Origin of the sequence: Mesorhizobium sp. CC13 (assembly GCF_039907765.1) — a bacterium.
Lineage (GTDB): Bacteria > Pseudomonadota > Alphaproteobacteria > Rhizobiales > Rhizobiaceae > Aminobacter.
Genome location: NZ_JARDJI010000001.1, coordinates 349,812 through 363,084, shown reverse-complemented (window position 1 = coordinate 363,084; position 13,273 = coordinate 349,812). Strand labels below are relative to the sequence as shown.

Sequence of the window (13,273 nt, the reverse complement as noted above, 5' to 3'; positions counted from 1 at the left end):
GATGAAGCTAGTTTCAGCCGTGCAGATTGTCACGTGGGGCAGCCGCACGCGCCAGCCGGTCGTTGATCGCCTCGCCGAGTTCCGCCACGGGGACCGGCTCGACGGCGATGGAGGCGGCGCCGCTCAGGTCCAGCGCCTGGAGGTGCGAGAACAGGTTGGCGGCCGCCTCGCGCAGGTCGCCGGTCTCGGAGAGGTTGAGGAATGCGCGGGCCGCCTGCCAGCCCTCGGCGCGCTGCGGCCCGAAGCCGAGCAGCGCCTCCCCCGCATCGACGCTGCCGGCATTGAGGCGCATGGCGGCGCCCGGAGCATAGTGCGAGGCCAGCATGCCCGGCGCCTCGATACCCGCGGTGACGCCGCGCAGCAGCGGCTGGCCGGCCACCGCCTCGATCTCGCCGGCCGCGATGCCGCCCGGTCGCAGCAGCCGCACGCGGCCGTCCTCGACCTTGACGATGGTCGATTCGAGCCCGACCGATGTCTGTCCGCCGTCGACGACCAGCGGTATCCTGCTGCCGAGGTCGCGCGCCACGGCCTCGCCGCTGGTCGAGCTGATCTTGCCCGAAGTGTTGGCGCTGGGGGCCGCGAGCGGTCGCCCCAGCCTCGCGATCAGCTTGCCGCCGAAGCCCAGGGGCATCCTGAGGGCAATGGTGTCGAGCCCGGCGGTGACCAGCGGGTGGATGCCGAATTCGGGTCTGAGCGGCACGACCAGCGTCAGCGGCCCCGGCCAGAACCTGTCGGCCAGCCTGCGCGACAGCGGATCGAACACGCCGATGCGCTCGGCCATCTCCATGTCGGCGACATGGGCGATCAGCGGATTGAAGCGCGGCCGCCCCTTGGCCTCGAATATGCGCGCGACCGCGGCCCCGTTGGTGGCGTCGCCGGCGAGCCCGTAGACGGTCTCGGTCGGAATGGCCACGACCTCGCCGGCGCCGAGCAGCGCGAGCGCGCGATCCATCGCGTTGTCCGCCGGGATCAGTTCGGTCACGTCGTCGTTTCCCTGTTCACCCGGTCCCTAACGCGGGGTGGCCGCCGCGGCAAGGCCGGGACAATCGAGAATCGCCAGACAGCTAAAATGCGCGGCATCCGCGCAATCGGACTGCAACCCGCGACGGTCTAAGCTGCGCTCCGAGATCGGTTCAATCCCAAGGGACAAATGCAGATCCTTGCCGCGCTATTCGCCGTCACCGTTGTGGCGGCCGCTCCCGCCCATGCCTCGTCGATCGTCGAACTCGGCGGCAACACCTCCGGTCCGTCGATCGTTATGTCCGGAGACGCCGGCCGGTCGGCCTCGGTCATCGAACGCGGCACGCCGACGGTCGATACGGGCAAGGTGGCTGCCATCGCCCGCGCGCCGGCCCGCATGGGCCCGGCGCCATTGGTCATCCGCGGCGGCGAAGTCGGCTCGTCCTCGCCGCGCCCCCCTGCTGTCGCAACCGCACCCGCCGCACCTGCAGCACCCGCCGCGGGCGCCCCGGCGCAACCGACCGCTTCCGCCGCCCCGGCGCCCGAGCCGGCCAAGGCCGACAGCGTCACGGTCGACCCGGCCTACCCGGAGACCGAGTAGGCAGGCCTAGAGCGCTTCCGCTTTCTTCGAATCGCGGAAACGCTCTATCTCTTTGTTTTGACGCAATTCCGGACGGAAAACCGCTGCGCACTTTTCCTGGAATTGCTCTAGCCGGCGATCTTGGAGAAGTCGGCGACCTGGTCGGTGGCGGCGCGGATGCGGGCGAGCAGCGCCAGGCGGTTCGCCCGCACGGCCGCGTCCTCGTCATTGACCAGAACCTTCTCGAAGAATGAATCGACCGGCTCGCGCAGCACGCTGAGCGCGCGCATGGCGCCGGAGAAGTCCTCGTTGCGGATCGCCTGGCCGGCTTCGCTCACGGCCTGGTTGACCGGCACGAACAGCGCATTCTCGGCCGGTTCGCGGAACAGGCCCGGGTCGACGCCGTCGGCGACGACCGTGCCCTTCTTTTCCTCGGCGGCCAGGATGTTGGCCGCGCGCTTGGTGCCGGCGAGCAGGTTCCTGCCGTCGTCGCTGTCGAGGAAGTGTCCCAGCGCCTCGACGCGGCGGGTGATGGTCAAGATGTCGTCGGCGTCGGGGGTGATCACCGCGTCGATCAGGTCGTAGCGGGCGCCGAGCTCGCGCAGGTACACCTTCAGCCGGTCGTGGAAGAACGCCAGCAGGTCGGCCTTGAGCGGGGCCGCGCGCTCGATCGTGTCGCGGCGGATTTCCGCCTCGAAGGCGGCAAGCGCATTGTCGACGTCCTGCTCGCCGTCGACGTCGCCGGTGTCGAGCTTCGCCTGCCCGGCCTCGAACTCGTCGATCCGCTTCTCGATCGAGGCTTCCGCCAGCTGCGTCAGCGCCGCATCGAACAGCGTCTTGAGCGGCAGCTTGCCGCGGGCGGCGAGAATGATGCGGATGACGCCAAGCGCGGCCCGACGCAGCGCATAGGGATCCTTCGAGCCCGTGGGCTTCTCGTCGATGGTCCAGAAGCCGACCAAAGTGTCGAGCTTGTCGGCCAGTGCGACGGTCACCGACACCGGGTCGGTCGGCACGCGGTCGGACGGGCCCTGCGGCTTGTAGTGCTCCTCGAGCGCCGCGGCCACCGAAGGGCTTTCACCCTGCAGCAACGCATATTTGCGGCCCATGGCGCCCTGGAGTTCGGGGAACTCGCCGACCACCTCGGTCTGGAGATCGGCCTTGGCGAGCACGGCGGCACGTTCGGCGAGCCTGGGATCGGCGCCGACCAGCGGCGCGATCTCGCGGGCCAGCGCGCGGATGCGCTCGACCCGCGCCCCTTGCGTGCCCAGCTTGGCGTGGAAGGTGACGCCGAGATGGTCGAGCCGCGCCATGCGCTGGTCGAGCGGCTTGCTCAGGTCGAGCCCGAAGACCAGCGCCGACTCCTTCAGCGTGCCGAGGTCCGGCAGGTCGCCCTGGTCGGTCTTCCAGAAATAGAGTGCGTCGGAAAGGCGGGCGCGCACCACCTTGCCGTTGCCGTGGGCGATTTCCCTGCCGCCGTCCTTGGCCTCGATGTTGGAGGTCAGGAGGAAGTGGTGCGAAAGCGCGTCCTCGCTGCCCTGCGGCCGCGTCACGAAGCACTTCTGGTTGGCGCGGATGGTAAGCCGGATCACCTCGGCCGGGATTTCGAGGAAAGCATCCTCGAACTGCCCCATCAGCACCACCGGCCATTCGACGAGCCCCGAGACCTCGTCCAGCAGCCCCTCGTCCTCGACCAGGTCGAGGCCCTGGGCAAAGGCCAGGTTGCGCGCGTCGGCAAGGATCATCTCCTTGCGGCGCTCGGCGTCGATGACGACCTTGGCCGCCTCGAGCTTGGCGGCATAGTCGTCGAAGCGGCGCACCGTGATCGCCTCGGGCGCGTGGAAGCGGTGGCCATAGGTGACGTTGCCGGAGCGGATGCCGTCGATCTCGAAGTCGATCACGACGGGCTCCTCGGTCTCCGGACCGAAGGTGCAGACGATCGACTGCAGCGGCCGCACCCAGCGCAGGCTGCCCGGCCTGGCCGAGGCCGGGCCCCAGCGCATGGACTTGGGCCACGGGAAGGCCTTGACGATGCCGGGCATCAGCTCGGCGACGATCTCTTCGGCGGCGCGGCCGGGCTTGGAGATGTGGGCGACGTAGAAGTCGCCCTTCTTCGGATCGCTGTGGACATGCGCCTCGGCGATCGAGGCGAGGCCGGCGCTGCGCAGGAAGCCCTGGATCGCCGCCTCGGGCGCCTTGGTGCTCGGGCCCTTGCGCTCCTCGCGGATGTCCTTCGAGCGGGCGGTCAGGCCGCGGATGTCGAGCGTCAGGCGCCGCGGCGTCCAATATTCGCGCGCCGCCTCATAGGTCAGGCCGGCCTCGACCAGGCCGTCGGTCAGCATCTTCTTCAGATCGCCGGCCGCCTTGCGCTGCATGCGGGCGGGGATTTCTTCGGAACGCAACTCAAGAAGCAGATCGGGCATCGGACGGCTCACACGGGGCAATTGGTCCGCGCGGAATAGCAACTCATCCGCCCGCTGTCACCTTCCCGCGCGCGATTGCGAAATTTGCCGCGCCTTGTCGGCACGTCCGCGGCGAAATCGTCCTTAGGGCAGACATTCCCGTGAACCAGTCAGCGCGCTGAAGCGACCAACGCTCAGGCAGACACCTTTTGGCTCGACGACGATGAAAACCGCTTCCGCCCTCCTCCAGATCCTCGCGCTCAGCGCCCTGTTCGCCATGCATGTGGCGGCACCGGCCGAATATCGCATGCCGGGCGTGCGCAGGGCGCTGGAGACCATCGCCATCTCCAGCAAGGTCGCTCTCGCCTGGACGGTCGAGGACATCGCCAGCGGGCTGGCAAGCTGACGGAGAACGATGATGAAGACGCTGTTGCTGATCGCCGCGGTCGCCGCCTCCTGGACGGCGGGCGACGCCATGGCCGGCCAGGCCGCAATGGCCAAGGCGCCCCAGGCGCTCGTGCAGGCCAAGGTGCTGCGCCCCGGCGACCTTGTCGGCCTCAGCCCGCAGCCCGAACCTCCTTCGGCGCGCAAGCGACCCTTGCCGGCCGGCAGCCTCGTTGGACTCAATCCACAGCCCGACCCGCCCTCGATGGGCGGCATCTCGCCAAAGCGGCGCTAGGAACGGCGCCGCCGCTTCACCCTTGCAGGGCGTACCCGCCGGCTTCCGTCTGCAGGAAGGCCTCGCCGCAAGCCTTGGCAAGGTTGCGGACCCGCAGGATGTAGCTCTGCCGCTCGGTCACCGAGATCACGCCACGTGCATCGAGCAGGTTGAAGACGTGGCTGGCCTTGATGGCCTGGTCGTAGGCCGGGAACACCATCTTGTGCTGGGCGGAATTGCCGCCCTCCGCCGGCGCGCCGGCGGCCAGCAGCGCCTTGCACTCGGCTTCCGCGTCATCGAAGTGGCGGAGCAGCATCGCCGTATTGGCATATTCGAAGTTGTGGCGCGAATATTCCTGCTCGGCCTGCAGGAAGACCTCGCCATAAGTGACCTTGTCGTCGCCCTCGAGGCCGTTGAAGTTGAGGTCGTAGACGTTGTCGACGCCCTGCACATACATGGCCAGGCGCTCGAGGCCATAGGTCAGCTCGCCGGCGACGGGCGCGCATTCGATACCGCAGACCTGCTGGAAATAGGTGAACTGCGACACTTCCATGCCGTCGCACCAGCACTCCCAGCCGAGTCCCCAGGCGCCGAGCGTCGGACTCTCCCAGTCGTCCTCGACGAAGCGGATGTCGTGCACCAGGGGATCGATGCCGATCGCCTTCAGCGAGCCGAGATAGAGCTCCTGCAGGTTGGCCGGGTTGGGCTTCAGGATTACCTGGTACTGGTAATAGTGCTGCAGCCGGTTCGGGTTCTCGCCGTAGCGGCCGTCCTTGGGCCGGCGCGAGGGCTGCACATAGGCAGCGTTCCAGCGCTTTGGTCCGAGCGCCCGCAAGGTGGTGGCGGGGTGGAACGTGCCGGCGCCCACTTCCATGTCGTAGGGCTGCAGGATGATGCAGCCGCGCTCCGCCCAGTAGTTATGCAGCGTCAGGATCAGCCCCTGGAATGAGCGGCTGGGATGCATGTGGGCGGGCAGACTGTTGGTCACGGTCAAAGCTCGATCATTGGCGCGCGCCCCAAACGAAAACGGGGCCTGAGTGGCCCCGTCCTATTCCGAGCGAAGATAAGGGTCAAGCAGGGGCAACTTCCGGCCGGTCCCGCGTCACTTGCCCGGCAGCCGCAGTTCCTGGCCCGGCGCGATCCGGCCGGGATCGCCGCGCAGGTCGGGATTGAGGTCGAGGATCTCGCGATAGCGGTCGCCGTCGCCCAGCACTTCGTTGGCGATCGACCACAGCGACTGCCCCGGCTGGACCTTGTAGGCGGCGGGAATGACCTTGGCGGCGGCATCGGCGGTCGCGGGCTTGTCGGCCTCGCTCTTCTTCTGCCCGTCCGTCACGGCCGGCTGCTCTGGGGCCACAGGCTGCTTGAGCGGCGATTCCTGCGCGGTCGGCTTCTCCGGCAGCTCCGGCAGCCCCTCGGCGATCTTCTTCTCCACCTCGGCCAGAAGGTTCGGCTCAGGCTTCATGTCGCGCGCATGGCGCCATTGGAAGGTGGCCTCCAGCTTGCGCCCGACCCGCCAGTAGGCGTCGCCGAGATGGTCGTTGACCACCGGATCGTCGGGCTTCAGCGAGACGGCCCGCTCCAGCTCGCGCACCGCGTCGTCGTAGCGGCCGAGACGGTAATAGGCCCAGCCGAGCGAATCGACGATGTAGCCGTCGCTGGGGCGCAGGTCGACGGCCTTCTTGATCATCGCGAGGCCTTCCTCGAGATTGACGTTCATGTCGACCCACGAATAGCCGAGATAGTTGAGTACCTGCGGCTGGTTGGGGAACATCTCCAGGGCCCTGCGGAAACTGGGCTCGGCCTTCGGCCATTCCTTCAGCCGTTCATAGGCGATGCCGCGCTGGTAGAAGATGTTCCAGTTGGCGTTGGTCGGCGTCTTCAGCCGCTCGACCGCCTTGTCGTAGACCTCGGCGGCGGCGCGATAGTTGTCGGTCGACGCATAGACCCCGCCCAGCGCGAGGTAGCCGCGCATGTCGTCGGGATTCTGCTCGACCAGGGCCGACAGGTGCTTGATGGCCTCGTCGGGGCGCTTGAGGTCGGCGAGGTTGAGGCCGAGCTGCAGTTCCGACAGGCGCTTGAGCGGCGAGCCGGCCGGGACGCGGCGATAGAGCTCGATCGCCCCTTTTCCGTCCTGCTGCTGTTCGGCGACGGCCGCGAGCTGCACCAGCAGTTCGTCGCTCTCCGGCTTGAGCGCCAGCGCATATTGCAGATAGAGCCGGACGAAGGGCTCGCCGCCGCCGCGATTGAGCGCAGTGGACAGGTTGAGCAGGATCTCGGCCGCGCCGTCGCTGGGTCCGGACACGAGCGGCGGGATCTTCTCGCCCTTGTTGATCTGGTCGCGCAGCGCGGCGATCGGCAGCTTGCCGGGCGAGAACTCGTCGGCGCGGTCGAGGATCGCGAGCGCCTCCTTGCTCTTGCCGTCGCGCGCCAGGAAGCCGGCATATGCCTCGGCCGCGCGCATCCAGGTCTCCGGCGCGGCACTGCCGGCGCCGAGATTGTCGATGGCCGAGCGATAGACCTTGTCGGCCTTGACCTTGTCGCCGGCGGCATCCGCGATCAGGGCGCCGTGGTAGGCCTTGAACAGCTCGTACCACTCCGGCCCCTCGAGTTTTTCTAGGAACCCGAGCGCGTCCGCGGGTCGGCCTTCGCCCTGCTTCGCCCAGGCCGTCATGGTTCCGGTGATGAGCCGGTCGAGATCGGATTCGAGCGCCAGCTTCAGCCAGTTCTCGGCAGCCGTATAATCCTTCTTGCGGATGGCATCGACGGCGAGCGCGAGCCGCGAGAAGCGCTCCGCCTCGGGAACCGTCTTCAGCATTTGCGCGTAGGGCAGCGATTCGTCGAAATGCCCCTGGGCGATGAGCGCAAGCATCACGCTCTGCTGCAGCGAAGCATCCTGCGGATCGAAGGCCAGCGCGCGCTTGTAGTAGGCGATCGCGCTGCCGAGGTCGTCGTCGGCCTCGGCGATCTGCGCCGCCAGGTAGGCCCCCGAGAACGAGTTTATCTCGACCGGGTCCGTGGGCTGTTTGGCATATCCCGGCTGGGTCAGGGCGGAAAAGCCGGCCAAAGCCGCCAGCCCGAGGAGCCAGATTGCGCGTCGCTGCCGCATGAATGTCCTTCCTAGTCGGATCGTACGGTCCCCATGCCACCCGAAACGGGTTTCATTCCGCGACCGGTTGTCGATGCCAAGCATGGCCTTTTTGGGGTCGCGCTTCAATCCGCCGCGGCTGCAGAATTCGACAACCGGCTAGCGACTTGCAGAAAGCAACGCCCGTCTTCGACCGGCTGCGGCTAGACGACGCGGCTGATGCAGAAGTCGATGACGTCGAGCAGCGCCGCCTTCTGCGGCGTGTTCTCCAGCGGCGCCAGGGCATCGCGCGCAATCTCGCCGAAATGGCTGGCACGCCCGATCGTATCGGCGATCGCGCCGTGCCGCGCCATCAGGCCGATGGCCTTTTCCAGGGCTGCGTCGTCCGACGCCCCCTCCTCGATCGCGCTCTTCCAGAAGGCCCGCTCGCCCGCGGTGCCGCGGCGGTAGCTCAGGATCACCGGAAGCGTCACCTTGCCCTCGCGGAAGTCGTCGCCGACGTTCTTGCCGAGGTCCTTGCTGGAGCCGCCGTAGTCGAGCGCATCGTCGATCAGCTGGAAGGCGAGACCGAGGTTCATGCCGTAGGAGCGCAGCGCCGCCTTGTCGTTCCTCGACGCGCCGGCGATCACCGGCCCGACCTCGGCGGCGGCCGAGAACAGTGCGGCGGTCTTGGCCTTGATGACGGCGAAGTGCTCGTCCTCGGTGGTCTCGAGGTTCTTCGCCGCCGCAAGCTGCATGACCTCGCCCTCGGCGATGATCGAGGCTGCGGTCGACAGGATGTCGAGCGCCTCGAGCGAACCGACGTCGACCATCATGCGGAAGGCCTGGCCGAGCAGGAAATCGCCGACCAGCACGCTCGCCTGGTTGCCCCAGATGGTGCGCGCCGTCTTCTTGCCGCGGCGCAGGTCGCTCTCGTCGACGACGTCGTCATGCAGAAGCGTCGCCGTATGCATGAACTCGACTGCGGTCGCGAGCTTGACGTGGTGCTCGCCGGAATAGCCGAACATCTGCGCTGCGGCCAGCGTCAGCATCGGCCGCAGCCGCTTGCCGCCGGACGAGATCAGGTGGTTGGCCACCTCCGGGATCATCTCGACATCGGAACCGGCCTTGGACAGGATCAGCTTGTTGACCCTGGCCATGTCGGCCGAGGTCAGGTCGATCAAATCCTTGATCGACGCGGCTTCCCGCTTCCCCTTCTCGATGTTGAGAACGACACCCAAGGCCAATACTCCCGTTGCACAGATGCGCGTTCGCGCGCGCAGCTTTTAGGCGATTCTATGGCGGCATGCACTGCACCTGCAAGTGGCGAATTGGCGCGGAACGACAAGTGCCGTTTACTTCGCCGCGCCGAACTGCAAATTTCGTGCCCATGATCGAGCTCATCCGCACCAACGACGCCGTCGTCCTGTCCTTCGTGCAATCGCTGCTGCGCGACGCCGGCATCGGCTGCTTCATCGCCGACCAGAACATGAGCGTGCTCGACGGCTCTATCGGCATCCTGCCGCGCCGCATCCTCATCGACGAGGACGACGCCGACGAGGCGCGCCAGCTGCTCAAGGATGCCGGCATCGAGCACGAAATCCGCCGCAAGTGACGGCCGTGCCGCAACATCCCGGCGGACCGCCCCTGCCGCCGCACACGCTGGACGCCTTCCACCGCGGCGACTTCTGGCTGGTGCAGCCGAAGAAGGGCGGGCACCGGGCCGGCATGGACGCGATGATGCTTGCCGCCGCCGTCCCCTCGGGCTTTCACGGTCGGCTCGCCGATTTCGGCGCCGGAGCGGGCGCCGCCGGGCTCGCCGTTGCCTCGCGCTGCAAGGGCGCTCAGGTGCTGCTGGTCGAACTGACCGCGGAAATGGCGGCCTTCGCCCGGGCGACGCTGGCCCATCCCTCAAATGCAGGCATCGCCCCGCGGGCCTCGGTGCTGGTGGCGGACGTGGCGCTCTCCGGCAAGGCCAGGGCCGCGGCCGGGCTGGCCGACGGTTCGCTCGACTGGGTCATCATGAACCCTCCCTTCAATCCCGCCCACCACCGGCCGACCCCGGACGCGCTGAAACGGCAGGCGCATGTCATGGAGGACGGCCTGTTCGAAGGCTGGATCCGAAGTGCGGCGGCGGTGGTCAAGCCGCGCGGCGGCTTTGCCATCATCGCCCGGCCTGAATCGCTTGCCGCCATTCTCGGTGCCATGGCCGGCCGCTTCGGCAGGGCCGAAGTCGTCCCCGTGCATCCGCGCGCCGACGCGCCCGCCATCCGGGTCGTCGTCCGCGCCGTACGGGCATCGCGCGCGACGATGGTGCTCTGCCCGCCGCTGGTCCTTCACGAGGAAGGCGACAGGTTCTCGCAACGCGCCGACGACATAAACAACGGCCGCTCGTCGCTTTTCGGCGATTGAGCATCCCCCAGGATTGCGGATCGCAGAAGAATGCATACATCCCGCATGACAGATACCGGAGAACCCGCGCCGTGAAAAAGCTGATCCGCCGCCTGCTGCCCAAGTCGATGCGCCCGGGCGAGGTGACGATCCCGGTCATCCGCCTGCAAGGGGCGATCATGTCGGGGGGCGGCCAGTTCCGGCCGACCCTGTCGCTCGCTACCACCGCCGGCCTGATCGAGAAGGCCTTCTCGTTCCCGGCCGCGCCCGTCGTCGCCATCTCGGTCAACTCGCCCGGCGGCTCGCCGGTGCAGGCGCGGCTCATCTACAAGCGCATCCGCGATCTCGCCGCCGAGAAGAACAAGAAGGTGCTGGTCTTCGTCGAGGACCTCGCCGCCTCGGGCGGCTACATGATCGCGGTCGCCGGCGACGAGATCATCGCCGATCCGTCCTCCATCGTCGGCTCGATCGGCGTGGTGTCGTCCTCCTTCGGCTTCCCGGAGCTTTTGAAGAAGATCGGCGTCGAGCGCCGGGTCTACACCGCGGGCAAGAACAAGGCGACGCTCGATCCGTTCCAGCCCGAGAAGAAGGAAGACGTCGAGCGGCTCAAGAAGCTGCAGGTCGAGGTGCACGAGACCTTCATCGATCTGGTCAAGGAACGCCGCGGCGCCAAGCTCAAGGACGATCCCGACCTGTTCACCGGCCTGTTCTGGTCCGGCAAGCGCAGCCTGGAACTGGGCCTGGTCGACGGGCTCGGCGATATGCGCACCGTCCTCAGGGACCGCTACGGACCGAAGACCGAGCTCAGGCTGATCACGCCGCCGCGCGGGCTGTTCGGGCGCAGGCTCGGCATGTTCGGCTCGTCCTCGCCCGCGCTGACGCCCGACATCGCCGCCTCGATCGCCTCCGGGCTCGTGGATGCGGCGGAAGAACGCGCCCTGTGGGGTCGCTTCGGACTTTGAAAATGGGCAGGCGGGGGACTATCATTCGCCCCTGCCCTGATCGGCCGGCGGGGCCACCGCCCGGCAAGGGAGGAAAACGGCCATGCCTCAGCTGATCTTCTTCGCGCTCGTCGTCGTCGTCGCCTATGTCGGCTACCGCTCGTTCATCAGGGAGGCCGACCGGGTGACCGCCAAGGTGCGCCGCCACGAGAAGCAGCGCCAGACCGGCGCCGACGGCACGCTGGTCAAGGACCCCAAGACCGGCGAATACCGGCTCGAGAAGGATTGACGGACAGCCCGTGACCTTCGACGCCGTTCCGCTCGCCGAACTCGCCCCGGCCAAGATCAATCTCGCGCTGCACGTCACCGGGCGCCGCGCCGACGGCTACCACCTGCTCGAAAGTCTGGTCGTGTTCGCCGAGCTCGGCGACACCGTCACCGTGTCGGCCGCCGACGAGGACCGCTTCCTGGTCGATGGTCCGTTCGCGGCGCTGGTCCCGCTCGACGGCGCAAACCTCGTGCTGCGCGCCCGTGACGCCCTGCGGGCGGCCTATCCCGCGCACGCATCCCAGCGGGTCGCGATCTCGCTCGAGAAGAACCTGCCGGTGGCCTCCGGCATCGGTGGCGGATCGAGCGACGCCGCAGCGGCGATCAGGGCGCTTGCGCGGCTCTGGGGCCTGCCGGCGACGGCCTCCGAACTCGTGCAGCTCTCCCTGCAGCTCGGCGCCGACCTGCCGATGTGCCTCACGGCCAGGCCGCTGGTCGCACGCGGCATCGGCGAGGAGTTGCAGCCGATCGACAGCCTGCCATGCCTTGCGCTCGTCCTCGTCAATCCCGGCATCGGCGTCGAGACGCCGAAAGTCTTCAGGGCGCTGGCCTCGCGCGACAACCAGCCGCTTGCGGCGCTGCCCGAAGCTGCGGCAATCGTCGAATGGCTGGCCTTTTCGCGCAACGATCTCGAAGCGCCGGCGATCGCGATCGAGCCGTCCATCGCCGACGCCCTTGGCGCGCTTCGGCGCGCCGGCGCCGCCTTCGCCCGCATGTCGGGGTCCGGCGCGACCTGCTTCGGCATCTTCGATAGTCCAGAGGCCGCCCGGGATGCGGCGGCTTCAATCGCAGCCGAGCGGCCCGGCTGGTTCACCGCCGCCACCACCACCAGGAGCTGAGCAAGATGGCAAGCGAGCCCCGTCCCTTCATCCCGGTCCGCATCGCCGTGCTCACCGTCTCCGACACGCGCACGCTCGCCGACGACAGGTCCGGCCAGACGCTGGCCGACCGGATCACCGAAGCCGGGCATGTCCTCGCGCTGCGCCACATCGTCACCGACGACAAGGACAAGATCCGGCAATGCGTCGCCGCCTGGTCGCGCGATCCCGACATCGACGTCATCATCACCACCGGCGGTACCGGCTTCACCGGCCGCGACGTGACGCCCGAAGCGCTGGAGCCGCTGTTCGAGAAGCGCATGGACGGCTTCTCCGAAGTCTTCCACCGCATCTCCTACGACAAGATCGGCACCTCGACGATCCAGTCGCGCGCCACCGGCGGCGTCGTCAACGCCACCTTCGTCTTTGCGCTTCCCGGTTCGCCCGGCGCCTGCCGCGACGCCTGGGACGGCATCCTCAAGCCGCAGCTCGACTACCGGCACATGCCCTGCAACTTCGTGGAGATCATGCCGCGGCTCGACGAGCACCTGCGGCGCGGCGGCAAATAGGCCTCAGGCGCTCGGCGCCGGCGCGACCACGATTTCGGCTTCCAGCGTCTTCATCGCCAGGCCTCGGGCGATGCCTTCCGCATCGGCGCCGTTGCGGCCGATAACGGCAGCCTGCTTCCTTGTGATCACCAGACCCTGCTCCAAAGCGCGCGGCCTCGACGTGACCCGCGCCCAGAACGGGCGGGCGCTCGCCTTCGAACGGGCGAAGCGCGCCGCCATCGTCACCCTCGACATGTGCCGCAACACCGCGTCGGTCCAGCCGTCGGTCAGCCGCGCCCCGGGCTCCAGCAGCAGGAGCCAGTCGCTCTTCGCCTGCGCTATGCCCGCGCCGACGCCGCCGTCGAGAAAGCTGCAGCCGGCATGCTCGGCGACATAGTGGGTCTGGTCGGTCGAGCCGCGGTCGCAGACGATCACCTCGCGGACGACGCCCTCGACGGCACCGCCGATCAGCGAGGCCAGCGTGCGCGCCAGCCCCTCCTCGTCGTTCCGCGTTTCGATCAGCACGCTCAGCATCCCTAGCCGCATATCCGAAAGCCGGCCGCAGCACCAGCCATCCCCGATGC

At 68.2% G+C, this 13,273-nt stretch carries 15 protein-coding genes; 9 read left to right on the top strand and 6 right to left on the bottom strand.

All coding sequences use genetic code 11. The annotated features are described in order from the left end of the window. Positions 1-13: 13 nt before the first annotated feature. Positions 14-982 carry an L-threonylcarbamoyladenylate synthase gene (locus tag PV773_RS01710; RefSeq protein WP_347964669.1) on the bottom strand — a complete coding sequence of 323 codons (969 nt, stop codon included), beginning with the start codon at positions 980-982 and terminating at the stop codon, positions 14-16. 168 nt (positions 983-1,150) lie between these two features. On the opposite strand from PV773_RS01710, the gene PV773_RS01705 reads away from it, so the two are divergent. After that, positions 1,151-1,561: a hypothetical protein gene (locus PV773_RS01705; protein ID WP_347964668.1), complete on the top strand. Its 411-nt coding sequence runs from the start codon at positions 1,151-1,153 to the stop codon at positions 1,559-1,561. 107 nt (positions 1,562-1,668) lie between these two features. Here the strand turns inward: PV773_RS01705 and glyS are convergent, their stop codons facing one another. After that, entirely contained in the window at positions 1,669-3,960 is a 2,292-nt protein-coding gene (glyS, locus tag PV773_RS01700) for a glycine--tRNA ligase subunit beta (protein ID WP_347964667.1), read from the bottom strand. A 202-nt stretch (positions 3,961-4,162) separates the two neighbouring features. On the opposite strand from glyS, the gene PV773_RS01695 reads away from it, so the two are divergent. Further along, the gene (locus tag PV773_RS01695) at positions 4,163-4,345 is read left to right on the top strand and encodes a hypothetical protein (RefSeq protein WP_347964666.1); all 183 of its coding nucleotides are present in this window, start codon (positions 4,163-4,165) and stop codon (positions 4,343-4,345) included. A 12-nt stretch (positions 4,346-4,357) separates the two neighbouring features. Then, complete coding sequence (locus PV773_RS01690; protein WP_347964665.1) at positions 4,358-4,618, top strand: hypothetical protein; 261 nt, start codon at positions 4,358-4,360, stop codon at positions 4,616-4,618. Positions 4,619-4,634: 16 nt separating this feature from the next. Here PV773_RS01690 and PV773_RS01685 read toward each other — a convergent pair whose 3' ends face one another. From PV773_RS01685 to PV773_RS01675, 3 genes are all read right to left on the bottom strand, one after another. Continuing rightward, on the bottom strand, positions 4,635-5,585 hold the full coding sequence (locus PV773_RS01685) for a glycine--tRNA ligase subunit alpha (protein ID WP_347964664.1): 951 nt from the start codon (positions 5,583-5,585) through the stop codon (positions 4,635-4,637). Positions 5,586-5,699: 114 nt separating this feature from the next. Next, on the bottom strand, positions 5,700-7,706 hold the full coding sequence (locus tag PV773_RS01680) for a tetratricopeptide repeat protein (protein ID WP_347964663.1): 2,007 nt from the start codon (positions 7,704-7,706) through the stop codon (positions 5,700-5,702). 182 nt (positions 7,707-7,888) lie between these two features. After that, on the bottom strand, positions 7,889-8,905 hold the full coding sequence (locus PV773_RS01675) for a polyprenyl synthetase family protein (protein WP_347964662.1): 1,017 nt from the start codon (positions 8,903-8,905) through the stop codon (positions 7,889-7,891). 149 nt (positions 8,906-9,054) lie between these two features. On the opposite strand from PV773_RS01675, the gene PV773_RS01670 reads away from it, so the two are divergent. The 6 genes from PV773_RS01670 (at position 9,055) to moaB (ending at position 12,710) form a co-directional block, all read left to right on the top strand. Beyond that, positions 9,055-9,279: a DUF2007 domain-containing protein gene (locus PV773_RS01670; protein WP_347964661.1), complete on the top strand. Its 225-nt coding sequence runs from the start codon at positions 9,055-9,057 to the stop codon at positions 9,277-9,279. A 5-nt stretch (positions 9,280-9,284) separates the two neighbouring features. After that, positions 9,285-10,076 carry a methyltransferase gene (locus tag PV773_RS01665; RefSeq protein WP_347964660.1) on the top strand — a complete coding sequence of 264 codons (792 nt, stop codon included), beginning with the start codon at positions 9,285-9,287 and terminating at the stop codon, positions 10,074-10,076. A 71-nt stretch (positions 10,077-10,147) separates the two neighbouring features. After that, entirely contained in the window at positions 10,148-11,017 is an 870-nt protein-coding gene (locus tag PV773_RS01660; protein ID WP_347964659.1) for a S49 family peptidase, read from the top strand. An 82-nt stretch (positions 11,018-11,099) separates the two neighbouring features. Then, entirely contained in the window at positions 11,100-11,285 is a 186-nt protein-coding gene (locus PV773_RS01655) for a hypothetical protein (RefSeq protein WP_340035425.1), read from the top strand. 10 nt (positions 11,286-11,295) lie between these two features. Next, a complete protein-coding gene (locus tag PV773_RS01650) occupies positions 11,296-12,162 on the top strand; it encodes a 4-(cytidine 5'-diphospho)-2-C-methyl-D-erythritol kinase (protein WP_347964658.1) in 867 nt (288 codons plus the stop codon). Between the two features lie 5 nt (positions 12,163-12,167). Beyond that, positions 12,168-12,710 carry a molybdenum cofactor biosynthesis protein B gene (gene moaB, locus PV773_RS01645; RefSeq protein WP_347964657.1) on the top strand — a complete coding sequence of 181 codons (543 nt, stop codon included), beginning with the start codon at positions 12,168-12,170 and terminating at the stop codon, positions 12,708-12,710. 3 nt (positions 12,711-12,713) lie between these two features. On the opposite strand, the gene PV773_RS01640 is transcribed toward moaB, so the two are convergent. Beyond that, positions 12,714-13,223 carry a glycosyltransferase gene (locus tag PV773_RS01640; protein ID WP_347964656.1) on the bottom strand — a complete coding sequence of 170 codons (510 nt, stop codon included), beginning with the start codon at positions 13,221-13,223 and terminating at the stop codon, positions 12,714-12,716. Positions 13,224-13,273 lie beyond the last annotated feature (50 nt).